General features: G+C 58.8%; 20 protein-coding genes, 1 tRNA gene and 1 riboswitch. Of the genes, 15 read left to right on the top strand and 6 right to left on the bottom strand.

Annotated elements, in window-relative coordinates; translation table 11 throughout:
- A partial coding sequence (locus KP699_RS13990; protein ID WP_215763052.1) for a transposase occupies nucleotides 1-236 on the top strand: 236 nt, incomplete at its 5' end.
- A gap of 141 nt (nucleotides 237-377) precedes the next feature.
- Here KP699_RS13990 and KP699_RS13985 read toward each other — a convergent pair.
- Together KP699_RS13985 and KP699_RS13980 are read right to left on the bottom strand one after the other, a co-directional pair.
- A tRNA-His gene (locus KP699_RS13985) sits at nucleotides 378-453 on the bottom strand.
- Nucleotides 454-538: 85 nt separating this feature from the next.
- Complete coding sequence (locus KP699_RS13980; protein WP_215763051.1) at nucleotides 539-1,714, bottom strand: aminotransferase; 1,176 nt, start codon at nucleotides 1,712-1,714, stop codon at nucleotides 539-541.
- Between the two features lie 273 nt (nucleotides 1,715-1,987).
- On the opposite strand from KP699_RS13980, the gene KP699_RS13975 reads away from it, so the two are divergent.
- The 4 genes from KP699_RS13975 (at nucleotide 1,988) to KP699_RS13960 (ending at nucleotide 7,936) form a co-directional block, all read left to right on the top strand.
- On the top strand, nucleotides 1,988-2,326 hold the full coding sequence (locus KP699_RS13975) for a P-II family nitrogen regulator (RefSeq protein ID WP_006557470.1): 339 nt from the start codon (nucleotides 1,988-1,990) through the stop codon (nucleotides 2,324-2,326).
- 98 nt (nucleotides 2,327-2,424) lie between these two features.
- Nucleotides 2,425-3,870 (top strand): type I glutamate--ammonia ligase, encoded by a 1,446-nt coding sequence (glnA, locus tag KP699_RS13970; RefSeq protein WP_025829029.1) that lies wholly within the window; start codon nucleotides 2,425-2,427, stop codon nucleotides 3,868-3,870.
- A 182-nt stretch (nucleotides 3,871-4,052) separates the two neighbouring features.
- Nucleotides 4,053-4,278: riboswitch (cobalamin riboswitch) on the top strand.
- Nucleotides 4,279-4,400: 122 nt separating this feature from the next.
- A complete protein-coding gene (locus KP699_RS13965; RefSeq protein WP_215763050.1) occupies nucleotides 4,401-6,608 on the top strand; it encodes a TonB-dependent siderophore receptor in 2,208 nt (735 codons plus the stop codon).
- 128 nt (nucleotides 6,609-6,736) lie between these two features.
- Entirely contained in the window at nucleotides 6,737-7,936 is a 1,200-nt protein-coding gene (locus tag KP699_RS13960) for a major royal jelly family protein (protein WP_252347086.1), read from the top strand.
- A gap of 125 nt (nucleotides 7,937-8,061) precedes the next feature.
- Here KP699_RS13960 and KP699_RS13955 read toward each other — a convergent pair whose 3' ends face one another.
- Together KP699_RS13955 and KP699_RS13950 are read right to left on the bottom strand one after the other, a co-directional pair.
- Nucleotides 8,062-8,400: a hypothetical protein gene (locus tag KP699_RS13955; protein WP_215763049.1), complete on the bottom strand. Its 339-nt coding sequence runs from the start codon at nucleotides 8,398-8,400 to the stop codon at nucleotides 8,062-8,064.
- A 72-nt stretch (nucleotides 8,401-8,472) separates the two neighbouring features.
- Complete coding sequence (locus tag KP699_RS13950; protein ID WP_215763048.1) at nucleotides 8,473-9,684, bottom strand: aldose epimerase family protein; 1,212 nt, start codon at nucleotides 9,682-9,684, stop codon at nucleotides 8,473-8,475.
- A gap of 485 nt (nucleotides 9,685-10,169) precedes the next feature.
- Here KP699_RS13950 and KP699_RS13945 point away from each other — a divergent pair, with 485 nt between their 5' ends.
- From KP699_RS13945 to KP699_RS13900, 10 genes are all read left to right on the top strand, one after another.
- Nucleotides 10,170-12,572: a glucose/quinate/shikimate family membrane-bound PQQ-dependent dehydrogenase gene (locus KP699_RS13945; RefSeq protein ID WP_215763047.1), complete on the top strand. Its 2,403-nt coding sequence runs from the start codon at nucleotides 10,170-10,172 to the stop codon at nucleotides 12,570-12,572.
- 118 nt (nucleotides 12,573-12,690) lie between these two features.
- Nucleotides 12,691-13,557: an NmrA family NAD(P)-binding protein gene (locus KP699_RS13940; RefSeq protein WP_215763046.1), complete on the top strand. Its 867-nt coding sequence runs from the start codon at nucleotides 12,691-12,693 to the stop codon at nucleotides 13,555-13,557.
- A gap of 30 nt (nucleotides 13,558-13,587) precedes the next feature.
- A complete protein-coding gene (locus KP699_RS13935; protein WP_237388718.1) occupies nucleotides 13,588-13,854 on the top strand; it encodes a hypothetical protein in 267 nt (88 codons plus the stop codon).
- The gene (locus KP699_RS13930) at nucleotides 13,851-14,663 is read left to right on the top strand and encodes a helix-turn-helix transcriptional regulator (protein WP_215763045.1); all 813 of its coding nucleotides are present in this window, start codon (nucleotides 13,851-13,853) and stop codon (nucleotides 14,661-14,663) included. The genes KP699_RS13935 and KP699_RS13930 overlap by 4 nt, the downstream gene beginning before the upstream one ends.
- A 200-nt stretch (nucleotides 14,664-14,863) precedes the next feature.
- The gene (locus tag KP699_RS13925) at nucleotides 14,864-17,338 is read left to right on the top strand and encodes a TonB-dependent receptor domain-containing protein (RefSeq protein ID WP_215763054.1); all 2,475 of its coding nucleotides are present in this window, start codon (nucleotides 14,864-14,866) and stop codon (nucleotides 17,336-17,338) included.
- A 365-nt stretch (nucleotides 17,339-17,703) separates the two neighbouring features.
- Entirely contained in the window at nucleotides 17,704-19,509 is a 1,806-nt protein-coding gene (gene lepA / locus KP699_RS13920; RefSeq protein ID WP_025828964.1) for a translation elongation factor 4, read from the top strand.
- A 100-nt stretch (nucleotides 19,510-19,609) separates the two neighbouring features.
- Entirely contained in the window at nucleotides 19,610-20,773 is a 1,164-nt protein-coding gene (locus KP699_RS13915) for a homoserine O-acetyltransferase (RefSeq protein ID WP_215763044.1), read from the top strand.
- Nucleotides 20,773-21,393 carry a methionine biosynthesis protein MetW gene (metW, locus tag KP699_RS13910; protein ID WP_077930316.1) on the top strand — a complete coding sequence of 207 codons (621 nt, stop codon included), beginning with the start codon at nucleotides 20,773-20,775 and terminating at the stop codon, nucleotides 21,391-21,393. Before KP699_RS13915 ends, metW begins: the two co-directional genes overlap by 1 nt.
- A 47-nt stretch (nucleotides 21,394-21,440) precedes the next feature.
- On the top strand, nucleotides 21,441-22,043 hold the full coding sequence (locus tag KP699_RS13905) for a nitroreductase family protein (RefSeq protein ID WP_086655751.1): 603 nt from the start codon (nucleotides 21,441-21,443) through the stop codon (nucleotides 22,041-22,043).
- A 450-nt stretch (nucleotides 22,044-22,493) separates the two neighbouring features.
- Nucleotides 22,494-23,840: a DEAD/DEAH box helicase gene (locus KP699_RS13900; RefSeq protein WP_086655750.1), complete on the top strand. Its 1,347-nt coding sequence runs from the start codon at nucleotides 22,494-22,496 to the stop codon at nucleotides 23,838-23,840.
- Nucleotides 23,841-23,910: 70 nt separating this feature from the next.
- On the opposite strand, the gene KP699_RS13895 is transcribed toward KP699_RS13900, so the two are convergent.
- Together KP699_RS13895 and KP699_RS13890 are read right to left on the bottom strand one after the other, a co-directional pair.
- On the bottom strand, nucleotides 23,911-24,876 hold the full coding sequence (locus KP699_RS13895) for an endonuclease/exonuclease/phosphatase family protein (RefSeq protein WP_252347084.1): 966 nt from the start codon (nucleotides 24,874-24,876) through the stop codon (nucleotides 23,911-23,913).
- Between the two features lie 82 nt (nucleotides 24,877-24,958).
- Complete coding sequence (locus KP699_RS13890) at nucleotides 24,959-25,642, bottom strand: carbonic anhydrase (RefSeq protein ID WP_086655749.1); 684 nt, start codon at nucleotides 25,640-25,642, stop codon at nucleotides 24,959-24,961.
- Between the last annotated feature and the right edge of the window lie 341 nt (nucleotides 25,643-25,983).

Genomic DNA, 25,983 nt, shown 5'->3' with positions numbered 1-25,983 from the left:
CCGATCCCCTCATCGAAAAGCTTGAAGAGCGGGGGATCACACCGGTTATTCCGTCAAAGAAAAACCGACGCACTCCACGGAAAATCCTCTTTTCGCTTTATAAAAAACGAAACATCATCGAACGCTTCTTCGCCAGACTTAAACAGTTCAGAGGTATTGCAACACGATATGACAAGCTGAAGTCAACTTTCCTCGCAGCCGTGCAATTCGTCTCCGCCATCATTGGAATTAACTGACGACACACCCTAGTCTTTACGCAGGCGGCATCCGTGCGGAGTGGGAAAATCCACACAACGGGCAACGCGCTCTGAGAAGCACGCAAGGCGCAACTCTGGCGGCAGAGACTTTGTAGGAACCACTATTAAAAAGGGAAATGCTGGGGCGAATGACGGGGCTCGAACCCGCGACAACCGGTACCACAAACCGGCGCTCTACCAGCTGAGCTACATCCGCCACACAGCAAGCGCTCATGTAGAGAAACGCGTATGCCCCGTCAAGACCGAGATGCGGTGAAGACGGAGAAAAATTCTCCTCGGCTTCAGGTCCGGGTGCTGGCCCAGCGTTCAATACGGGCAACGGCGTCCTGCAACACCGTGTCCTGTTTGCAGAAAGCGAAGCGGACCAGATGGCGGGGCGGGGTACCGTTGGCAGGGTCATAAAAGGCTGAGGCGGGGATGGTTGTTACCCCGGCTTCTTCCGTCAGCAGGCGTGCAAAGGCGACATCATCCAGCCCGTTGGCCAGCGGGGTGATATCCGCCATGACAAAATAACTGCCGTCGCACGGCAGCACGTCCAGCCCCACGCCGCGCAGTCCGGCGGAGAGAATGTCACGCTTGCGGGCCATGTCCCCGGCCAGATCCCGGAAATACTGCGCATCTTTCTTCAGGCCGAACGCCACGGCACGTTGCAGGTTGGGGGCGGTCGCAAACACCAGATTCTGGTGCGCCTTGGCGACGACCGATGCCAGCGGAGCCGGGGCCGTGACGTAGCCAACTTTCCAGCCGGTGAGCGAGAAGCTCTTGCCTGCACTGCCAATACGCAGGCACCGCTCGCGCATGCCGGGGCGCGTCATGAGTGAGACGTGCGGCGTGCCGAAGGTCAGGTGCTCATACACCTCATCACACACGGCATAGGCGTCGTGCTGACTCAGCAGGCCTGCGATGAAGTCCAGCTCATCCGGGGTGAACACCTTACCAGTGGGGTTCATGGGGGTGTTGAGCAGAATGGCCTTTGTGCGGGCGGAAAAGGCGGCGGCCAGAGCCTCCCGCGGCAGCGTCCAGCCCGGTTCTTCCAGCCGCACCAGCCGCGGCACGCCGCCAAGCTGGCGGACCACGGGGAGATAGGTGTCATAAAGCGGTTCAATCAGCACCACTTCATCCCCCGGTTCAATCAGGGCCATCAGGCAGGCGGCAAGGGCTTCCGTCGCACCAGATGTGACCACCACCTCCGACTCCGCACTGACCTCCAGCCCCTGAAAGCGGGCGTTAGAGTCTGCCACCGCCGCCCGCAGTTCCGGCAGGCCGGTGAGGGGCGCATACTGGTTGCGCCCATCGAGCAGGGCATCCGCCGCAGCCTGCACCATATCCTGCGGGCCTTCCGTATCCGGGAAGCCCTGCCCGAGATTGATGGCGTCATGCGCGCGGGCCAGCTCAGACATGACGGTAAAAATGGTGGTGGGCAGGGCGGCAATCTGCCGGTTGAGCGGTTTGGTCATGGCCGTAAATCCTGGGAGTTGCCGGAGGAGGGGTGGCGGAAAAAAGCGAAAGTGGCGCGCAGAGTGGCACGGCCTTGCGGCGTGAGAAAAGAGGGGAGATTGGTGCTGGATCGTTATATTTCGCACAAGCCCGATTGCCCGCGCGGCCAACCCGTGCAAGTTTGGGGCTGTTCGCTCTGAGTCTTCATGCCCCCCGGGATGCCCCATGGGCAGGTTGCGCGCAGAAAGAACCCCCTCTTGTTGAGTGCAGCACCAGAATATTGATGACGTGACATGAGAAAGATCGAGGCCATAATCAAGCCGTTCAAGCTGGACGAGGTGAAGGAAGCCCTTCACGAACTCGGCCTGCAAGGCATTACCGTGATCGAAGCCAAGGGCTTCGGGCGGCAGAAAGGGCACACGGAGCTTTATCGTGGCGCGGAATATATTGTTGATTTTCTGCCCAAGATGAAAATTGAGGTTGTCTGCCCTGCCAGTCTGGTGGAGCGCGCGGTGGAAGCCATTTCCGCTGCTGCCCGGACCGGACGAATCGGGGACGGCAAGATCTTTATTCTCCCGGTGGAAGATGTGGTGCGAATCCGCACGGGGGAAAGAGGGGAAGACGCTATCTGAGGTGCCCCGGTGCGGGGCCGCCCGGCGGCGGACGCGAGTTTTATAATCCTAGACGTGCCGCAAGAGTGTGGTGCGCAACAGGTTGTAGGTGAAGACATATGGTGAAGAAAACGACCACTGCGGGTGACAGCAAAGCCGCAGCGATTGCTAAGGTTTTTGACCTGATCCAGGAAAACTCGGTCGAGTTTGTCGATCTGCGTTTCACGGATCCGCGCGGCAAGTGGCACCACACCACGCAGTATGTCACCACGATTGAAGAAGACACCTTTACCGAGGGCTTCATGTTCGACGGTTCTTCCATCGCAGGGTGGAAAGCCATTAACGAAAGTGACATGGTTCTGCTGCCGGACCCGGAAACCGCTGTGATGGACCCGTTTACGGCGCGCCCGCAGCTGATCCTGTTCTGTGACATCATTGAGCCGTCCACAGGCCAGCCCTATAACCGTGACCCGCGCTCCACCGCCAAACTGGCTGAGCAGTATCTGAAGTCCTCCGGGCTTGGTGATACGGCCTTCTTTGGTCCGGAAGCTGAATTCTTCATCTTCGATAACGTGCGCTTTGGCACGGGCCCGAACTTCGGCAAATATCAGCTCGACAGCATCGAAGGACCCGGCGCCTCCCTGAAGGATTACCCGGAAGGCAATATGGGCCATCGTCCGGGCGTGAAGGGTGGCTACTTCCCCGTGCCGCCGGTGGACAGCGAAAACGACCTGCGTGCAGAAATGCTCGCCACCATGGGTGAAATGGGTCTGCCGATTGAAAAGCAGCACCATGAAGTCGCGCAGTCCCAGCACGAACTGGGCACCAAGTTCGACACGCTGGTCCGCTCTGCCGACTTCATGCAGATCTACAAATACTGCGTGCACAACGTCGCCCATTCCTACGGCAAGACCGCCACGTTCATGCCCAAGCCGATCTATGGTGATAACGGGTCCGGCATGCATGTGCATCAGTCCATCTGGAAAGACGGCAAGCCGACCTTTGCAGGCAATGGCTATGCGGACCTGTCCGATACCGCCCTGTATTACATCGGCGGCATCATCAAGCATGCCAAGGCGCTGAACGCCTTCACCAACCCGTCCACCAACTCCTACAAGCGCCTGATCCCGGGTTTTGAAGCTCCGGTGCTGCTGGCCTACTCTGCGCGCAACCGCTCTGCGTCCTGCCGTATTCCGTATGCCACCAACCCCAAAGCCAAGCGCGTTGAAGTCCGCTTTCCGGACCCGACGGCCAACCCGTATCTGGCCTTCTCCGCCATGCTGATGGCCGGCATTGACGGCATCAAGAACAAGATCCACCCGGGCGACGCCATGGACAAGGATCTGTATGACCTGCCGCCGGAAGAACTGAAGCAGATCCCGACGGTTGCCGGCTCCCTGCGTGAAGCGCTGGAAGCTCTGTCTGCGGATTATGAGTTCCTGCTGGCTGGTGGCGTGTTCACCAAAGATCAGATCGACAGCTACATCGCCATCAAGTGGGAAGACGTGTATCGCTTTGAACACACGCCGCACCCGGTTGAGTTCGAAATGTACTACTCCGTCTGATCCCTCCTTCCCGGAGTTTCAGATGATCAGGAACGCGGCCTTCTTCGGAGGGCCGCGTTTTTTGTGCCTCTCGTGCGGGACAGTGCCGGGTGGGAGGCTGATGTGTTTTTGCGATTTTGGCGTTGCGTGTTGCCTTGTGGCAGCACTGTTGCACCGGATAATTGACTCGACCGGGCAACGCGATATGACACCCGTGTGATGGTTTCCCCTGCAACGGGGGATGAAAAGGGAACCGGGTGCAGGCCGTGCTGGCCTTAGTCCCGGGCTGTCCCCGCAACTGTAAGCGGCAGGGCTGAGGCTGCCCGGACGTACCGCGTCCGGCCCACTGGAGCAGACGATTCTCCGGGAAGGGAAGGCTCAGTCAAAGCGCCGCAAGCCAGGAGACCTGCCATCCGGCACGTGGTTGCAATCAGGAGACGCCAGCCGGGGTGTGCTGGCGTGCGTGACTGAGTTTTGCTCCGGCCTTTGCCGCATGAGCAGGCGGAGCACGTTTTCCTGTGGCAACGGCTGACCACAGGATACGAGTTAAAATGAGTTTTTTTCGTTGCGCGCTGACCACCTCCACCATTCTGGCTGTCACCGGACTGTCTGTGGCTGGCGCACAGGCCGCCGCCTCTTCCGCGACCCATGCGCGTTCTGGCAAATCTCTCACGCATAAAGCCGCAGCTTCGGGCAGCCATCCGAAAAGCCGCGCCACCGGACGGACCGCAACGGACAACACAGTTCCTGCAATGCCGGGGCAGTCTGTCGCGGCTCCCGCAGCGACGGGACGCACGCTTGTCTCACTGAGCCCGTCTCAGGGATTGCCGGAGGTGGTGACGGTCAGTGCGCTGCGCAGACCCATACGGGCGGATGATGTCGGGTCCAGCGTGACGGTGGTGACGGACGAGCAGATTGCCACCCAGCAGCGTCGCACGCTGCCGGATATTCTGGCGCGGCAGCCGGGGCTGAATGTGGTGCGGTCTGGCGGATTTGGCGGCACAACCTCCATCTTCATGCGCGGGGCAAACGCCAATGATGTGAAGGTGCGGATTGATGGCATGGATATCAATGACGGCAGCTCCGCCAGCAACGCGTTTGATGCCGGGCAGTTTGTAACGGACGGCATTGGCTCCATTGAAATCCTGCGCGGCCCCCAGAGCGGCCTGTATGGCGCGGACGCCATGGCGGGTGTGATTGATATCAACACAAAGCAGGGGCAGGGGCGCTTTAAACCGTTTGTGCGGATTGAAGGTGGGTCTTACGGCACGTTCAATCAGGCCTTCGGGGCATCCGGCAGTAGCGGCCGCTTCCACTATAATGTTGTGCTCTCCCATTACCGCATGGACGGGTTTCATGAAATTCCGCGCTATATTGAGCGGTATAATGGGGCTAACCGGGCCCAGCGCCGCGCGGGGGACCGAAATGATAACCGCAGCGCGAACGTCAAACTGGGTTATGATGTCACGCATAATTTTGATCTGGGTCTGACAGCACGGCTGATACAGGCCAACTATCATACCTTTACAGCGTATGATCAGGTTTATACGCCCTATAACGGCGACCAGCTGATCCGGGACCAGAATACCCAGAACGAGGCCGTGGTGCGCGGCACGGCGCATCTCTCCTCCTTTGGCGGGCGGTTTGATCAGGTTCTGGGGCTTGGCTACATGACGAACCGCCGCCGGTACATGCAGGACGGGTTGTACGCGGATGGTGATCCTGCCATGACAGACCCGGATTATTACCGCTCCACACGCCTGAAAGTGGACTGGCATGGCACGGTTGATCTGCGGAAATTCGGGACGGTTCTTGTGGGTGCCGAGCATTTTCATGACAGCATCAATGTCGCGACAGATGACCCGACCGAGCCTGTGCACACCACCGCAGGCATGGATACCACGGCAGGGTACGGGCAGTATGAAGGGAACTGGAACCACATTCTCTATGGTGCGGCCAACGTGCGGTATGATGCCAATTCCCGCTACGGCAACCATGTGACATGGCGTGTGGCTCCCGCCATCCATGTGCCCAATACGGGCACCATCATCAAAGCCAGTGCCGGGTCGGGCTTCCATGCACCCTCGCTGTATCAGCTTTTTGTCAATCAGCGCGGCGCTGGCTGGGCGGAAGAAGGCAACGCCAACCTGAAAGCCGAAACCATGATTGGCTATGATGTCGGTGTTGAGCAGAAACTACTGCATGACAAACTGCGTTTTGGCGCCACATGGTATGACAACAAGGTGCGGAACCTGATCCAGTCTTCTGCTTACGTCATGCCTGCCGCGGGCAGTGCGTGGGGGGATTATATCTATTCCTTCGGCAATGTTGGGCATGCGCGGATGTATGGGGTGGAAGCATTTCTGGACTGGAAGGCGCTGGACACACTCAGTTTTGCGCTGAATTACACATGGACCCACGCGCGGGATACGGACAGTGATGCGCTGTTGCAGCGCCGCCCGCAGCATAAGTTCAACTTCAATACCACATGGTCCCCGGTGAAGGACTTCACCCTGTCTGGCAATATTCTCTACACCAGCGGCTGGCGGGATTATCCTCTGGTGGGAGAAAACTTTTGCGCGACCTGCGCAAAAGGGCACGGATATTTTACCATTGATCTGACCGCAAATTACAAAATCAACCGCTATATCTCGGTTTTTGCGCGGGCTGATAACCTGCTGAACCGGCAGTATGAAAACCCGGTGGGCTACCTCCAGCCGGGTCGGGCCGGATATGGCGGCTTTACGCTGAATTACTGATCCTGCACGCGGTTGTGTGTGCCGAAAGGCCATTGCGGCGGGGGTACGCTCCTGTGGCAATGGCCTTTTTTGCGTCATGCGGTAGAGTGAGCGCACAGATTAAGACGCATTTCAGAAAGGCTTTCCTTATGCTCACGCATCGCCCCGAAAAGCAGCTAGCATCCCGCCAGCCCCAGYCCCAGCCCCATCGCCGCAGGCTTGGCGTGTGGGTGCGGTCCGGCCTGATGATGGGCCTGCTTTGTGCCAGCGTCTCCGGGACTGCACTGGCGGAAGACAGCACCGTGCATAACTGGACCACCAGCGGAAATGTGACGGTCGCGGACCGCTTCCCCACCGTGCAGGCGTCCGGTATTGCCCGTCTGCCAGACGGGCGGGTTGTGCTCTCCCTGCCCACCAGCGCCCAGCGGCATAAAGGCCCGGTGCTGGTGACGTGGGCACCGGGGCACCTGACGCCGTTCCCCAGTGCGGCGGCGCAGAGCAAAATCCTCTCGCCACTTGGCATGACGGTCGATGCCAATGGTCAGCTCTGGCTGCTGGATGAAGGCGTGCGGGCTGGCAGCAAAGCCAGAGCAAAACCGGCCCTGCTGCATATTGACCCGAAGACAAACAGGATTATCCGTCGCTACGCCCTGACTGCGCCAGCGGTGCGGCCTGACAGCCATGTGAATGATGTGCGTGTTGACCTCACACATGGCAGCGAAGGCACGGCTTTTATCAGTGATACATCCCAGACCACACACCCGGCTTTGCTGGTGGTCGATCTGGCCAGCGGACAGGCGCGGCGTATTCTGGAAGAAACAGTGTCCGTCAGCCCCGTGCCGGGTTTTGTGATGGAAGCCGACGGGCGTCTTGGCCGCTATGATGCGGAACATCCGACCGTGCCGCAGGGCGGTGTGGATGGCGTGGCGCTGAGTGCGGATTCCACCCGGCTTTACTGGTCTCCGCTCTCCTCCCGCCGCCTTTACAGCGCCCCAACCGCCGTGCTGGCAGACCCGAATGCTCCTGAGGCCACGTTAGAGGCCGCGGTAAAGGATGAAGGGGAAGTCGGCATTATGGACGGGATGATTACCGCCCCTGACGGCAGCCTGTATGTGACGGATATTGAACGGCACGCGGTTGTGCGCCGTGCGCCGGATGGCAGCCTGTCCCTTGTGGCACAGGATGCCCGCCTGATTGCACCGGACAGTATGGCGTTTGATGGTAACTCCATCCTGCTGACAGTCGGCCAGTGGGCACGCCTGTCGGACTTCCATAACGGAAAGGATATGCAGGAGCGACCGTATATTCTGGTGCGGATTACGCCTCTGGAAGTGCCTGCTCAGCCCTGACGGTTTTAGAAAAATGGCTCTCTGTGCCGGACCTGGATATCAGGTGTCCGGAACGGTGCAGAGAGGGTTTTCAGGTTCAGGGCTTTTGGAACCCGGGTTTGCCAGATTAACGTCGGGCGTTGACCTTAAGTGAAACGGGGAACTTTATGGATTTTCCCTGAGCGCATATTCATGAGTGCGCAGCACGCCAGAGCGAATTTATTGCGGGGAAAGCTTTTGCAGTATCCGTAGAGGAAGACAATATCTTCATTGGTGACGGCTTCGCTGTCTTGCCCAAGGGAAATACGTTTTTCCGGATTATTTTTATGGATAAAATTCCAGCCGCTGACAAAAGCCAGACAGGCTTCATAATACACAACGACGAATTCACGGTTATTCTGTTCATAAAATTTTACAAAATGCGCGCATGGGGTTGAAACCGGGCCGGCCAGAGGAGAGTGAGCAGAGAACACCGGATGGAGCATCAGGGAGGTGTAATCCCCTCTGCCCCGTGCCTGCTGGCGGCTTCCGGCAGGCAGTTTTGCGGGCCTTAAAGGTCAGCCCCGATCAGCCCCAAACTCAAAAATCGTGGTCTGATCAAAATCCTCACCCGGTCTGAGCACGGTGGAGGGAAAGTTGGGGTGATGCGGGGAGTCCGGGAAAAACTGGCTTTCCAGCGCAATACCATCCGTCTGGCGATAGGTCTGGCCGGACGGCCCGGCGTAGCGGCCATCCAGACTGTTGCCCGTATAAACCTGAAGGCCGGGCTGCGTGGTAGATACGGACAGGCTGCGCCCGCTGGCCGGGTCCGTGAGGGTGGCGGCAAGGCCGGGTGCGGTGCCGGTTGGGGCGTTGAGCACCCAGTTCTGGTCATACCCGCGCGCCTGACGCATCTGGCTGAAGGTGCTGCGCAGCCGCTCCCCGATGCGGTGGGGTGTGCGGAAATCAAGCGGCGTGTTCTCAACTTTGGCGATATCACCTGTCGGGATGGAGGCAGCATCCGTTGGGGTGTAATGGTCCGCGTTCAGGGTCAGGACGTGGTTTTCCACTGTGCCGGAGCCTTCGCCCCCCAGATTGAAATAGCTGTGATTTGTCAGGTTCAGGACGGTAGGGCGGTCTGTGCTGGCGCGGTAGCGGATGCTCAGCCGGTTGGTGTTGTCCAGAATGTAGGACACATGCACGGTCAGTGTGCCGGGAAAGCCTTCATCCCCGTCCGGGCTGACCAGTGTGAGTTCCGCCCCCGTTGCGTCCGTCAGGTCAGGGATTTTCTTGACAGACCATATCTTTTTATCAAACCCGTTGCGGCCGCCATGCAGGGTATTGGGTGGTTCCGTGGCGGCAAGATGGTATGTGCTGCCATCCAGATCAAACGTGGCATTGGCAATGCGGTTGGCATAGCGGCCCACCAGCGCGCCAAAATACAGGCCCCCTGCGGCACTGTCCCGCGTATAGCCTTCCAGTGTTGGAAAACCCAGAACAATATTGGCGAATTTTCCCGTTTTATCCGGCGTGGAGATGGTGGTGATGATGCCGCCATAGGAGAGGAACTGCACGCTCAGCCCGGCTTTGTTGCGCAATGTATAGCGGGAGACTTTCTGACCATCCGCCAGCGCGCCAAACGGTTCGGCTTCAAACGCCGCATCTGTTTCTGCATAGGACACAAACGGGAGCAGCGCCAGCAGTGCGGCGATGCCCGCCGTTGCCGGGCGGCGGAAGCGGGCGAGAAAGCTGCGCGGTGCGGCAGCGGGGGAGGGAGTGTGTGGCGTCATGGTGCAAAACCGTTCAGGCAAAACAGGAAGCAAGTCCTGATATGAGTGCAGGCGCAGGAGGCAGGATGCAAGAGGGCAGAATGGCTGCTTGCAGGGAACGCCCGCCGCGCCTCTGCGTTTGCGTGATCTCGCCCTGCAACGCTCTGAACGGCATGGTGGCATGAAAGTTCGCCCGAGTAAGAGGGATGCCGGTGTGATTTTTTGCAGTCATGGTTTGCGATGAGATCAATTTTTCTGGAATAAATTCTTTAAAAAAGAAAGTTCTTTCAGTTTTTCTCGAAAAACCGTCCTATTGTTTAGCGGAATCAGGATATGTTCTTCATTAAAGAAAAATAAAACCCGATTTTTGGTCGGATTCCTTGCAATCAGTTAATATTTTTTCTGGGAGGTGGGGCGCCTGTGCCGGATTTTTCTGGAAAAAAATGAATTTATCTTATACGGTTTCCGTCCTTCTTTGCATGTTCTGACAATACTGGTTGACCTGAATGACGCCACCCTCATCCCGGCCCCCTGTGCCGCTCCTGATTACAACAGTCCTTGTGGCAGTGCTTGGCCTGTTCCTGACCGGAGGCGGCGCGTGGCTCGCCGTGCTGGGCGGGTCCTGTTTTTATGTGCTGGCCGGGCTGGTCCTGCTGGTTACGGCGGGCCTGCTCTGGCGGCGTCGGCAGGAAGCCCTGTGGCTCTATGCCCTGCTGGTTTTTGCAACGCTTATCTGGTCCGTAGGGGAAGTCGGGTTTGACTTCTGGGCGCTCGCACCGCGGGGTGACGTGCTCCTGCCTCTGGGCCTGTGGATGCTCCTGCCGTTTGTCAGCCGTGGTCTGGTGCCGCAGTCCCGCTGGGCGCGTGCCCCGCTGGCGGCCGGTGTTGTGGCCGGACTTGCCGTATATGGCTTTGCACTGACGCAGGACCCGCAGGATCTTGCAGGCGCGCTGCCCTCCGCCGCACAGCAGGCGGCGGTGCCGGGAGATGCGCCCGACGCGGCAGATGCCGACTGGCCCGCTTATGGCCGCACCCAGTTTGGGGACCGGTATTCTCCGCTGAAGCAGATTACCCCGGCCAATGTGGCAGGGCTGAAAGTGGCATGGGTGTTCCGCACGCATGACCTGAAAACCCCGAATGACCCCGGCGAAATTACGGACGAGGTCACGCCCATCAAGGTGCGGGACACACTGTATCTGTGCTCCCCGCACCAGATCCTGTTTGCGCTGGATGCCGCAACAGGCAAGGAGCGGTGGAAGTTTGACCCCAAGCTCCAGTACAACCCGACATTCCAGCATATGACATGCCGTGGTGTGTCCTATTCTGAAATGCACCCCGGCGATGTGACGAGCGATGGCTCACCCGCGCCAACAGAGTGCAGCCGCCGTATTTTCCTGCCGACCAATGATGGCCGCCTGTTTGCGCTGGACGCGGAAACAGGGGAACGCTGCCACGGGTTTGGCAGGGACGGGGAACTGGACCTGAAAGACGGCATGCCGATGCATGATGCCGGGTTCTATGAGCCGACATCTCCGCCGGTTGTGACGCAGAAGGTTGTGATTATTTCCGGCGCAGTAACAGATAACTATTCCACGCATGAGCCGTCTGGCGTAACGCGCGGGTATGACCTGTATACGGGCCGTCTGGTCTGGGCATTTGATGCGGGCAACCCGAACCCGAACGAACTCCCGTCCGAGAGCCACAAATATGTGGCGAATTCCCCGAACTCCTGGATTACGGCGTCTTATGACCCGCGGCTGAATATTGTCTACATCCCGACCGGGGTTGCCACGCCGGATATCTGGGGTGGCCATCGCTCTGCTGATCAGGAACGCTATGCGTCCGGTATTCTGGCGCTCAATGCGGATACGGGTGAGAAAGTCTGGTTCTACCAGACGGTGCATCATGACCTGTGGGATATGGATATCCCGTCCCAGCCGAGCCTTGTGGACCTGAAGCAGGCTGATGGGTCCGTCATCCCAGCACTGTATGCTCCGGCCAAAACCGGCAATATTTTTGTGCTGGACCGCCGGAACGGGCACCTGATTGTCCCGGCTCCTGAAACACCGGTGCCGCAGGGTGCCGCGCCGGGTGACCATGTCGCCCCCACGCAGCCGTATTCTGAACTCACCTTCCGCCCGAAGCGCAACCTGACCGATGCGGATATGTGGGGCGGCACCATGCTGGACCAGATGGTGTGCCGCATCATGTTCAAAAAACTGCGTTATGAGGGGCCTTTCACACCGCCTTCCCTGCAGGGCACGCTGGTGTTCCCCGGGAATCTGGGCATGTTTGAATGGGGCGGTCTGGCCGTGGACCCTGTGCGTCAGGTGGCATTTGCCAACCCGATTGCCATCCCGTTTGTCTCCACTCTGGTGCCGCGCGGGCCGAAAAACCCCGCACAGCCCGACCCGAATGCCGGACCTTCCGGCTCTGAAAGCGGTGTGCAGCCGCAATATGGCACGCCGTACGGGGTGGACCTGCATGCATTCCTCTCCCCGCTGGGGATTCCGTGCAAACAGCCGGGCTGGGGGTATGTCGCGGGGATTGACCTCAGGACCAACAAGATCATGTGGATGCACCGTAACGGCACTGTGCGGGACAGTTCTCCGCTGCCTCTGCCGTTCAAGGTCGGGATTCCCTCTCTGGGTGGCCCGCTTGCCACGGCGGGTGGGGTCGCGTTCCTGACCTCTACGGCGGATTATTACATTCGTGCGTATGACGTCACGACAGGCCGCCAGCTCTGGCAGGACCGTCTGCCTGCCGGTGGTCAGTCCACTCCCATGACGTATGAAGCCAATGGCCGCCAGTTTGTCGTGACGGCCGATGGCGGCCACGGCTCCTTCGGCACCAAGCTGGGCGACTATATTGTGGCCTATGCCCTGCCGGAGGGTGCTGAAAAGCACTGAGCGGCGCAGCGGGTATGATGCCGCCGGAATAAAACGAAAAAGGGCGAGCCGGGAGATCGGTTCGCCCCTTTTTTTGTGTGAGGGGCGCTGCTGAAAGGCCAGACAAGAGGGAGAGCCAATGTTTGTTGTCATGGGGGCTACGGGCCATGTTGGGGGTAGTGTGGCGCGGGCGGTGCTGGCGGCGGGGCAGGCCGTAACGGTCATCACGCGGAGCGAGGCGAAGGCGCAGCTCTGGAGAGAGCAGGGGGCCGACGCCGCTGTGCTGGATGTGCGGGATGTTCCCGCGCTGGCCGCCGTGTTTCAAAAAGCCCGACGTGCTTTTGTGCTGAACCCGCCTGCCAGTCCCGCGCTGAATACTGATGCAGAAGAACGCCGGACCATGCAGGCTATTCTGCGCGCCCTGCAGGGCGCCGGTCTGGAAAAAATTGTTCTTCAGTCCACCTATGGCGCGCAGCCGGGGGCCCATTCCGGGGATCTGGGCGTTTTGTATGAATTTGAAGAAGGTGCGCGCACGCTGGAAACGCCGCTCTGTGTGGTACGGGCTGCGTATTACATGAGCAACTGGACGATGGGGCGTGAGACTGTCCGGTCCACCGGTATTCTGGAAACCATGCTGCCTGCAGCGCAGCGTGTGCCGATGGTCGCCCCGCAGGATGTGGGGGCTATTGTTGCTCAGCTCCTGATGGCTCCGGTTGCTGAGATGGGCCTGTATTCGATTGAGGGACCGGCATGGTACAGCCCGGCAGATGTGGCGCAGGCACTGGCGGCGGTTCTGGGGCGGTCTGTCCGGGTGGCCTCTCTTGCCAGAGCAGACTGGCTGGCGGCGTATCGCCGGGCTGGTTTTTCTGAAGAAGCAGCGCGTTCCTACGCGCACATGACGGACATTTTTATCTCGCAGGCTTATGAAAGCCCCACAAACCCCCTGAAAGGCGCGACGGATCTGCATACCTATTTTCAGCAGGTTTTTGGGCTGAAACAGAACTGAGCAGAGAAGCTGCTTGCATTCCCGGTGGTGATTGGTGATTCTGCAACAATGTGGAATGAGCCGTATCTTGAAACCTGTTGTCGCTCTGCGTTGCACCGTCTGTGTCTGGCGGGGGCTGTGGGGCGTCCTGCCGGGCAGCGGGATGATCCGTGCCTGATCAGGATGGAAGGCATGGGGTTTGTGCGCGATAACGGGCAGGGCCGGTTTTTTGTAACCGACGAGGGCAAGGCCCGCCATGCCCGGGAAGTGCTGAAAGTGGCAGAGGGGGCTCAGCCCGCGTCTGCCCGGCATGGATGATCAGCCCCGCTGATGTGTGGGAGGCGCTGGATGCACTGGCGCTGGAACAGGGGCTGACGCCCTCCGGTCTGGCGCGCGCCGCCGGGCTGGACCCAACGACTTTTAACCCCTCCCGCAGGATCAGCCCGCACGCGGACGGACGGGCGGACATGCGCTGGATGGCGCTCCCCACGTTATTGCGGGCGCTGGACGTTCTCAAAATCTCTCCGGCCCAGTTTATTCAGGGGCTGGACGGTGCGGGGCGGGGAACGGGGCTGGCGTCTGTGACACGACTGCGCGGGTTGCCTTTGTCACGCTTGCAGGGGGGCGGTCTGTTTAACAGCGCAGGCCACCCGACCGGCGTGCAGTGGGAGGATGTGACACTTCCCTGCACCATAAGCGGGGATGCCTACGCTGTGCGTGTGGACACGGATGCTTTGGAGCCACTGCTTCGGGAAGGCAGTTCACTGGTTGTGATGCCGGATATGCCGCTAAGACGGTCAGACCGCGTCCTGCTTTTGCAACCCGGGATGCAGCCGGTTGTCGGGATTCTGGTTGACAATACGGCGCGGCACAGGGGCGTAGCACCCGCACCCGCACCCGCACCCGCATTGCCGGTCTCGGCATCCGCGTCGCATCAGCAGAACACAGGCGACGGGTCTGGACGCACTGCGGAGGCGCTGCGCTGGGGTGTTCTGCCCTATAAAAATTCTCAGACTGGCGGAGCAGACGCGCAGGGAAACGTGTGCGGTATGGAGGAAACTGTTGTGCCTGTGCAGGAGGGGAAATCCGGGGTGTGGGTGCATCGTATCGTCATGGCAACATTTTAAGAAACAGAGTATTTCAGTTATTTTCATAAAATCCGGAATAAATTATTCCCGTTCCGTAATTATTTATATGAAAAACAAATCTATTTCAAAGTGCTACACATAATGTGAACGGAAAGCGCTCAGGAATCCGTTCTGGTGCCGTATCAGAATCCCCGACTTTGTGATCGTATATTATAATATATACGACATAGGTGAGCATGATGACGGTGTTGCGTTACGGCTGGCGAGGACGGTCCTATTTCTTAACCTGTACGGCTCTGGTGTTTTGCTCGGTTGGGGTGGCAAAACATGCGCAGGCCGAGGCGGCATCGCCCAAAGCGGGCCGCGTGGCTGCAAAACGGCACCATCCTGTGGTGCCTGCCGCTAAAAAATCTGTGCCTGCGCGAGGCCGGGCTGCACCGGCTCCGCATCGCCCCCGAGCGGTAAATTCCGCAGCGGGGGAGGAAGTGCAGGTTACGTCTAACCACGCGCATTCCACGGGTGCAAATGTTGTGGTCTCCCGTGCGGCTATTGATCATTTTACTGCAGGTTCCAGTCCGCTTCAGGTTCTTGCAGCGACAGCGCCGGGTGTCAGTTTCGGGTCTTCCGATGCTTTGGGGATGGATACAGCCGCCAGCACTTTTTACGTCCGTGGATTCAACCAGTCCCAGCTTGGCGGCACGATTGACGGTATCCCAATGGGGGGCTTCGGGTTTCATAACTGGTATGGTTTGAATATCGACCAGATTGAAATTCAGGATAATATCCAGTCCATGTCCGTCTCTCAGGGGGCAGGAGCGGTGGATATGCCATCTGGCCAGACGCTGGGCGGCGCGCTGACTTTTCAGTCTTCCGACCCTAAAGACAAGGCCGGGGGCAAAATCAGCCAGAGCTTTGGCAGCTATAACGGTTTTCGTACTTTTGCCCGCGTAGACAGCGGAATTCTGAATGAAAGCGGGACAAAATTCTATGCGTCCTTTGCCCGTACGTCTCAGAATTTGTGGAAAGGCTATGGGGACCAGCGAGAGAATCAGGCGAACGTCAAGCTGGTGCAGCCCTATCAGCACGGTCGCGGAAAGCTGACAGCTATTTTTGATTATTCGGGTTTTACACAATATAATTTTCTGACCATGACAAAAAACATGTGGCAGAACTATGGTCAGGTCGCCATGCTGAAACCGGACTATGCCAAGGCTGTCCGCTGGGCGGCTAACGCACAGGCTGGCACGGTGCCAACTGAAGTGCAGGGTGTTCTGTCGGCGGATGAAGCGTCCAATATTTACTGGGATGGCTCACAGGTGCAGCGCAACTATCTCAGCGCGCTGGTGAATGAATATAATATTCTGAGCAATCTTAAATCCAACACTGTCCTGTATGGGCATGTTTCAAACGGCGATTACGGCGGCACGAACAACTTCCTCACATCCCCGACGTCCGGCATCCCCATGGTTCAGCAGATGGGGCACCCGGATGTCCGGCGTATCGGGTTTACGCAAAGTTTTACACTCAAGCTGCATAATAACGATATTCAGAGCGGTTTCTGGTATCAGAACAACACCTTTAACTATCCCACACGTCTGTATGAAGATGGTGTAAATGGCGCGCATGCAACGCTGAGTGGTTTTAAAAAGGGCACCGGCACCACGTGGTGGGCGGACTCTTTCAACAGCAACACATTTCAGTTCTACATCAAAGATGTCTGGCACATTATTCCGGGCATGACGCTGGAAGGGGGCTTCCGCTCTCTGACGCAGACAACGCATGGCGGCACGACCGTCGATAACACGGCGGCTCTGGCTTCCACCTGGGGCACCTATTATGCGCACCCGGTCTCCGGCAGCATGACGTCCTCCAACGCGTTTCTGCCGCACTTTGCCTTTGACTACCATTTTCTCGATCAGCATGAATTTTACTGGGATATTGCGGAAAATATGCGCACATATGACTACGCAACCCAGACAAACGGCGGCACACCCTGGGGCGCGCTCGGCAATGCCAAAAACTCGGCGCAGCAGGTTTTTGATGAAAACAAAAGCAAACTAAGGCCGGAAAGAACATGGAACTATGTCGTCGGGTATCGTTATAACTCGGCCTTTTTCTCTGGGTCAGCCGATTTTTACCACACTGATTATTATAACCGACTGGCGGGCATTACGTCCGGCCCTGTGAATAATACCTACAGCGCCTATCTGAACGTGGGGCGTGAAACCATGAATGGCGCGGACGTTCTGGGCACAATCCGCCCGTTTCACGGTCTGGAAATTACCAATAGTTTTAGCTGGAATGATGCGGAATATAAATCAACTGCTGTGCCGTATAATGGCAGCACCATCAGCCTGAAAGGTAAGCATCAGGTTTTCTATCCGAAGTTCATGTATAAGGCGAACGTCAACTATACATATCGCCGGGCCTCTTTTAACTTTAACACGACCTACAGCAGCGCCATGGCCATGACCTATACGAACGACGTAAAGGTGCCATCCTACTGGACGTCCTCACTGATGGCATCCTACAATTTTGGAAAAATTGGTCACGCGTTGCAGGACCTCAAGGTCAGCTTCTCGGTGAACAACCTGTTTAATCAGAATTACTTTGGCGGCCTGTATGGCACGGCGGCTATGTCCGGCGATAATAACGCCATTCTGTATCAGGCCGCTCCACGGGAGTATTTCGGCACACTTTCCGCCGAATTCTGATCGGGCCGGAAACTGCTGGTGGTTGCTGGCGCAGGTCAGGAGACTTGTGCCAGTGCCAGTGCCAGTGCCAGTGCCAGTGCCAGTGCTGGCTGCATGGTGCTTGGTGCGAGATGCCCGGGCGGAGCAGGGGCGAGGAGAGGGGAAGAGGCAGATCAGTGTAACGTCCCTGGTCCGGATCGTAAGGCCTTTGCGATCGTGGCGCTGTTCGGTGATTGCTGTCCGGTCTGGCAGCGACCCGTTGCCGGGTGGGCGTGGCGGCAGGAGGCTGGTCCTGCCGGAGAGGGTCACAAAATTTTTTAGAGAAACAGCGCCCGGCGGTGCAGAACTGGCTGACAAGTCTCTCCGTATCGCTTAAAGGGAGCAGCATGACCGACACACCCCTTTCGCTCATCCGTAATTTCTCGATTATTGCCCATATTGACCATGGGAAATCGACACTGGCCGATCGCATGATTCAGGCTTGCGGGGCGTTGACCGCCCGCGAGATGACGAATCAGGTGCTCGATAATATGGAGCTTGAGCGCGAGCGCGGGATTACCATCAAGGCCCAGACCGTCCGGCTGACCTACCCGGCCAAGGACGGCAAGACCTATGTGCTGAACCTGATGGACACGCCCGGACATGTTGACTTTGCGTATGAAGTCAGCCGGTCTCTGGCCGCGTGTGAAGGGTCTCTGCTGGTTGTGGATGCCTCGCAGGGGGTGGAAGCGCAGACACTGGCCAACGTGTATCAGGCCATTGATGCCAACCATGAAATTGTGCCGGTCCTGAATAAGGTCGATCTGCCCGCCGCTGACGTGGAGCGGGTGAAGGCGCAGATTGAGGAAGTGATTGGCATTCCCGCGGATGACGCGGTGGAAATTTCCGCCAAGACCGGCCTGAATATTGAAGGCGTGCTGGAAGCCGTCGTTACCCGTCTGCCCCCGCCGGTGGGCGATGCGGAAAAGCCCTTGCAGGCCATGCTGGTGGATAGCTGGTATGACCCGTATCTGGGCGTGATCGTTCTGGTGCGCGTCAAGGAAGGCCGCCTCCAGCGCGGTATGAAAATGCGCATGATGTCCACCGGGGCCGTGCATCAGATTGATCAGGTCGGTGTGTTTGCCCCGCGTATGACGCCGGTGGACAGCCTCGGGCCGGGCGAGATGGGCTATATCAACGCCGCCATCAAGACCGTGGCGGACTGTAACGTGGGTGATACCATTACAGATGACCGTCGCCCGGCGGACAAGGCTCTGGCTGGCTTCAAGCCCTCCATCCCGGTTGTGTGGTGTGGCCTGTTCCCCATTGTGGCGGATGACTTTGAAAAGCTGCGGGACAGCCTTTCCAAACTGCGCCTGAACGACGCGTCTTTCCATTATGAGGCCGAGACGTCTGCCGCGCTGGGTTTTGGCTTCCGCTGTGGCTTCCTTGGCCTGCTGCATCTGGAAATTATTCAGGAACGCCTGTCCCGCGAGTTCGATCTGGACCTGATCGCCACCGCGCCGTCCGTGGTGTACCACATCACGCTGACAAACGGGAAAGAGGAAGAACTGCACAACCCGGCGGATATGCCGGACCTCTCCCAGATTGAGCGGATTGATGAACCGTGGATCAAGGCGACCATCATGGTGCCGGATGAATATCTGGGCGCTGTGCTGACGCTGTGCACGGAGCGCCGTGGCGTGCAGGTGGACCTGACCTACGTGGGCAACCGCGCCATGGCCGTTTATCGCCTGCCGCTGAACGAAGTGGTGTTTGACTTCTATGACCGCCTGAAATCCCTCACGCGCGGTTATGCCAGCTTTGATTACCAGATGGACGGGTATGAGGAGAGTGACCTCGTCCGTATTTCCATTCTGGTGAATCAGGAGCCGGTGGATGCACTGTCCTTCATTGCGCACCGGTCTGCCGCGGAAACCCGTGGCCGGGCGATTTGTGCCCGCCTGAAAGACCTTATCCCCCGCCAGCTCTTCAAGATCGCCATTCAGGCGGCCATTGGCAGCAAGGTGATTGCGCGTGAGACCATCGGCGCGCTCTCCAAGGATGTGACGGCCAAATGTTATGGCGGTGACATCTCCCGTAAGCGCAAGCTGCTGGAAAAGCAGAAAGAGGGTAAAAAGCGCATGCGGCAGTTCGGGAAGGTGGAAATTCCGCAGAGCGCCTTTCTCGCAGCGCTCAAAATGGATAGCTGACGCCGGCAGGGCAGACCTGCGGCAGCGTTAAGGCGGACTTGATCCGTCCTGTTTTCGCTTTTATGTCGGAGGTCTTCCAGCCGGAGTTGGTATCACCGTCATGAACAGCACTTCGCCCCTTGATGTCGGCGACCATCAGCACGCCACCTTCCCCGATGGGCTGGATCTGGAATGTGGTGTGCATCTGCCCGCGCTTGACGTCGCTTATCGCACCTACGGCCAGCTTTCCGCCCAGCGGGACAATGCAATTGTCATTTGTCACGCATTTACGGGGGACCAGTACGTGGCGGAAACGCACCCGCAGACTGGCAAACCCGGCTGGTGGGCGCGCATGGTCGGGCCGGGGCGGCCAATTGATACCAACCGCTTTTTTATTATCTGCACCAACGTGCTGGGCGGCTGCATGGGCAGCACGGGGCCACGTTCCCTCAAGCCCGGCAGCACGGAACGATGGGGCACGGATTTCCCGCCCATTACCATCCGGGACATGGTGCGCGCGCAGTATAAACTGGTGCGTTCGCTGGGGATTGAGCGGCTGTTTGCCGTTGTTGGCGGCTCCATGGGCGGCATGCAGGCGCTGGAATGGGCCGTGACCTATCCGGATATGATGCTGGCGGTCATGCCGATTGCCACCGCGCCGTATCATTCGGCCCAGAATATCGCGTTTAATGAGGTCGGGCGGCAGGCGATTTTTGCGGACCCGGACTGGTATGGCGGCCGCTACTGGGAACATAACGTCGTCCCGGCACGCGGGCTGGCTGTGGCGCGGATGATGGCGCACATCACCTACCTGTCCGAAGAGGCGCTGACCCGTAAATTCGGCCGCCGGGTGCGACGTGACCCGAAGGATGCGCAGGCCCCCGAAGCCTCTCTGGCGATGTTCGGGGATGTGTTCGAGGTCGAATCCTATCTGCGCTATCAGGGATCAGCCTTTGTGCGGCGGTTTGACGCCAATTCCTACCTGACCATTACCCGCGCGATGGACTGGTTTGACCTTGCCGCCGAGCATGATGGGGAACTGCCCGCTGCCTTTGCCGGAACGCCGGTACGGTTCTGTGTTGTGTCTTTCTCGTCCGACTGGCTGTTCCCCACCTCAAGCGCGCGCTATCTGGTGCGCGCGCTCAATCAGGCGGCAGCCAACGTCTCATTTGTAGAGATTGAAACGGATAAGGGGCATGATTCCTTTCTGCTGGATGAACCGGATCTGGACAGAACCGTGCGGGGCTTCCTCTGCGGTGTGGCAGACCATGCGGGGCTGGCCTGATGCGTCTTGATCAACGGCTGATTGCGGACATGATCGAACCCGGCACGAGGGTTCTGGACGTGGGCAGCGGCGATGGCGCGCTGATTGACCATCTGTTCCGCCTGCGAGGGTGCGATGCCCGCGGGATTGAAATCGACATGCGGGAAGTGACCCGCTCCGTCGCCCACGGTCTGCCCGTGGTGCATGGTGATGCCGACCACGATCTGGCGCACTACCCCAATGATGCGTTTGATTATGTGGTGTTGCAGCGGACCCTTCAGGCGGTGGAACGGCCACGGGAAGTGCTGCGGCAGATGCTGCGTATCGGGCGGCATGCCATTGTGTCTTTCCCCAATTTTGGCCACTGGCAGCTCCGGCTGAAACTCCTGCTGAGCGGCCGGATGCCCATGACGGCTGTGTGGCATACCCAGTGGTATGAAACGCCTAATATCCACCCCTGCACCATCCGGGACTTTATCGCGCTGTGTGAGGAAGAAGGTTATTGCGTGCAGCAGTGGATGGCGGTGGATGAAGAGGGTGAGCGCGCGCCATGGCGGCGCTCAATCCGGCTGGCAAACCTGTTTGGTGAGCAGGCGCTGTTCCTGCTGCGGCGGGAAGGGGACTGCCCGCCCGCTGCCTGAACACTCTTCCTGCGGAAAATTCTGACCCTAAAGAAAGGCCGAGTAAGATGGATGTTCTGAAAGCTGTCGCAACGCGACGGGCCGTTAAGCAGTATGATCCGGATTTTCAGATCCCTGAAGCCGATCTTGCGCAAATTCTGGATGCCGCCCGGATGGGGCCGACGGCCTTCAATCTGCAAAACTGGCGCTTTGTTGTTGTAACAGACCCGGCGTTACGCAAACAGATCCGGGCCGTCGCGTGGGATCAGGCTCAGGTGACGGATGCATCCGTGCTGATTGTGGTCTGTGCTGACCTCGCTGCCTGGACAAAAAACCCGGCCCGCTACTGGCAGGACGCCCCACAGGATGTGCAGACCCTGATGGCCGGGATGATTGACCAGTATTATCGCGGGCGTGAGCAGGTGCAGCGGGACGAGGCCATGCGCTCCTGCGGTCTGGCGGCCCAGACGCTGATGCTGACGGCGGTTTCTCTGGGGTATGAGACCTGCCCGATGGACGGATTTGACTTTGATGCCGTGGGCAAACTGATCAATCTGCCGGAAGACCATGCAATTGGCCTGTTTGTGGCCATTGGCAAAGGGAGCGCCCCGCCAAAGCCCCGTGGTGGCAGTCTGCCGCGACAGGATGTTGTGATTTCCAACCATTTTTAAGGGGCTTCCGAGAGTTTCTTCTAAAACTTTGGTTAGTTGATTGCTTGGCCGGGTCTGCTCTTCACAGGGGCGTGTACCCGGCCTGTTTTTTTAAAACTTCCTTAAAAATTGAGAAAACCTGTTTTTTTGCCGCAGTCCGCCTGCCTGTGCGGGAATGGGGCATGAACAGAGCGTGACGATTATGAGGCGCTCTTCTTTTCGGACCAATATGGTACGGAAGGCTTGCGAGGCCTGAAAACACCTCTTATATACGATTTCAAGGCAGGGTTTTCAGACAGACTTTTTCTGAAAAGACGTGACGCTGCCAGTATTGTTAAAAAAAGTTCACGAACGTGAGTGGGAAGAACGCCTCCGTGTGTCCTGTTCGCTGCGTTCTGACACGATATGGTGCGTAGCTGAAAAAGGGTGTTCTCGTCTCGCTTTTCAGGCTGCACGAAAAGGTTTGCCCTGATGACCACGTTTTCTGATCTGAAGCTTGCCGCTCCTCTGCTGAAGGCTCTTGCCGAACAGGGGTATGAAACGCCGACCCCCATTCAGGCCCAGTCCATCCCGCATCTGCTGGAAGGGCGTGATCTGCTGGGTCTGGCGCAGACAGGCACCGGGAAAACGGCAGCATTTGCTCTGCCTATCCTGAATTACCTGCATGCCCACCCGAAAGTTGCCGGCCCCAAGAAGCCGCGCGTGCTGGTACTGGCTCCCACGCGTGAGCTGGTTTCCCAGATCAGCGAGAGCTTCAAGGCCTATGCCCGCCACATGAAGTTCACGCAGGCCGTTGTGTTTGGTGGCGTGGGGCAGGGGCGTCAGGTTGAAGCCATGCGCCGGGGTGTGGACGTACTGGTGGCGGCTCCAGGCCGCCTGCTGGACCTGATTGGTCAGGGCTATATCGACCTGTCCGGGCTGGAAGTGCTGGTGCTGGATGAAGCAGACCGCATGCTGGACATGGGGTTTGTGCGTGATATCCGCCGCATCATGACGTATCTGCCGGAAAAACGGCAGACGCTGCTGTTCTCCGCAACCATGCCGCGCAGCATTGCCGATCTGGCAAGCTCTCTGCTGCATGACCCGGCAAAAGTGGAAGTTACGCCGCCCTCCAGCACGGTGGACCGCATCCAGCAGGCCGTGATGTTTGTGGATGGCACGGATAAGCGTGATGCTCTGCTGACACTTGTGGAATCCCCCAAGGTCGCCCGCGCTGTTGTGTTTACCCTCATGAAGCATGAGGCCAACAAGGTCGCGGAGTTCCTGAACAAGAACAACATCGTGGCGGAAGCCATCCACGGCAACAAATCTCAGGGCGCGCGTGAGCGGGCAATGAGCGGTTTCCGTGCCGGTAGCGTCAAGGTGCTGGTCGCGACCGACATTGCCGCGCGTGGGATTGATGTGGACGATGTGAGCCACGTTTTTAACTACGATCTGCCGAACGTGCCGGAAAGCTATGTTCACCGGATTGGCCGGACGGCGCGTGCCGGGCGTGATGGCTGGGCGGTGTCCTTCTGTGATCCGGAACAGCGTGCATGGCTGCGGGATATTGAAAAGACGATCGGTAAGCCCATTCCGGTGGTGCGTGATCACCCTTGGCACTCTGAAAGTGCGGAAGCCTCTACCATGCGTCCCCCCGTTCTGGGCGGCGGTGGTGGCCGTGGGCGCGGCGGCCCGCCGCGTGGCGGGAATGGCGGCGGCGGTGGTCGTGGCCGTGGTGGCCCGCCGCGTGGTGGGAATGGTGGCGGTGGCCGTCCGGGTGGCGGCGGTCGCTCTGGTGGCGGTGCCTCTTCCGGCCGTGGCCGCGCCTACTCGTAATAACCCTGACCCTTTCGGGGGGCTGGTGTGTTCTGAAAACCGCTGTGGTGCAAAGCCGCAGCGGTTTTTTTTATGGGGTCAGCCGGACGGAAACGGCGCAGTGGTCGGACAGGGTGGGGGTGCCGGTTTCTGCCTTATAGGTCATGACGCGCAGAGACTGGGGTTGCAGCCAGTTCCGGGCCGCACCACCCAGCAGGATATGGTCAATAAAATACGTGCCATTATCGCACGGGCTGGCCCAGCCTGCGGTGGTCAGGCTCAGTGGGGCGGTCTTGTTCAGCAGCAAAAAAAACGGGTCATAAACCGTCATGCGCCGGTTGAAATCGCCCATGATAACAAACGCCTCATGCGCAGCCGTGCGGGCGCTGATCCAGTTTTGCAGAACGCCAAACTGTTGCAACAGCATGGGGCAGTTGTGTTTTTTGTCTGCAACAGGCGTATCCCAGCACCCGGTTTTAAGGTGCAGCACCAGAACACGCAGCGGGCTTGTCTCTGTCTCTATCGTCACGTCCAGCCCGCGACGTAACTGATGCGCGGCGGTTGTGGGGGCGACGTTCAGGTCCACCGCATCCGGGTTCTGGTGGGCGTGCAGGGATTTGCGGACGGCCAGCGCCGGATGCTGGAGCAGGGCATCCTGGGTGATGAAAATCTGATAGGCCTGCGGCGGGAAAAGTTTCTGTGCGGTGGGAATGGAATCCACTTCCTGCAAGCCGATCAGATCCGCATCCAGATGCTGCGCGTAGGCTGCCAGTTTTTCAAAGTCGGCGCGGGTGCGATGCGGGCGGTCCGGCGGGGCTGTGCCGGCCAGAGGCCCGTCTTCCGCCATCAGCCAGTCCATATTCCACGTCGCCAGTTTTAAGGGGCGCTGCGTGACGGGGCGGGTATCAGAGTCCGGCTGTGTGTCGCGCTCTATGGGGGCGTGTTCCGCCGTGGGGGCGGCATGAGCGGCGCAGGCAGTCGGGAGTAGTGTACTGCCCAGAACGGTCAGGGCCAGAAAGACCGCACGTGAGCGGGGCAGGGTTTTGAAATACGTCATGGGGCAAAGAAAAACCGGCGAAGCCTCTGCTTCGCCGGTCTTGTTTTGCGGCATCCGGTCTGAAGGCGGGATGGCCAGCATATCAGGCAGGCAGCGCTTCCAGACTTGCAATGGCCTGCGGGATGCTGGTGGTTTTACGGGTCTGTTCATCCAGAATGGTGATTTCACCAGTCCCGATGTCATAAAACCAGCCCTGCAGGAACAGCGTACCGCGCGACATGGCGGCAACCACGGCTGGGTGCGTTCTGAGGTGGGAGAGCTGAAGCAGCACGTTCTGTTCAGACAGGCTGCGGACATTGGCCGGACCGGCGTCTTCAGCCTTCAGGTCACCCAGAGCCGCGCGGGCGGCTTCTGCGTTGCGCAGCCAGGAACGGACCGTCGGCATTTTATCCAGCCCGCTTTTTTCCGGTGCCAGGAGAGCCTTCATGGCCCCGCAGTCAGAATGACCGCAGACGATAATGGCGGATACACCCAGACCGGCGACGGCATATTCCACTGCAGAGGAGACCCCACCCAGCATTTCCCCATAGGCCGGAACAATGTTGCCAATGTTACGGAGAATGAACAGGTCACCCGGTTCTGTCTGGGTGATCAGGCTGGGGTTAATGCGGCTGTCTGCGCAGGCAATAAACAGAGCGTTGGGAGACTGCCCGTCTGCCAGAGCGGCAAACAGGGTCTGTTTGGCGGGGAAAACCTCAGTATTGAAGTGTTCAACGCCACGCAGCAGCGAAATAAGGCCAGCTCGGGCTTCAGAACAAGTAGGCATAGGCTTCTCCAAAAAATACTCAGTGGGTGCAGGATTCGGTCCTGACCAAAGACCTTCGCTCTGCATGTTAGAGTTGAATGAAACGCATGGCACCGGCTTTTTTTCCATAACTCTGAAATTTTTTTTATAGAAACATCAGAGTCGAAAGAAAAAGCACCGAAAAAAAGACCCCTGCCAGCCTATACCGGAAAACCGGAAAGGCTGAAGCAGGGGTCTTACCTGAAAATCAGAGGAGAGGAACGCTATTGCTGGATCAGAGGAGATCATCCTCATCCAGATCCGGCTCGCTCATCTGGTCCGCCGGGTGGCGGATGGGGGCGGGGGCGGCCCCTGTGCGGGGG

The organism is Acetobacter sp. P1H12_c (genome assembly GCF_018811975.1).
GTDB lineage: Bacteria > Pseudomonadota > Alphaproteobacteria > Acetobacterales > Acetobacteraceae > Acetobacter > Acetobacter persici.
The sequence above is the reverse complement of the archived record's forward strand: the minus strand, read 5'-3'. Positions and strand labels throughout refer to the sequence as shown.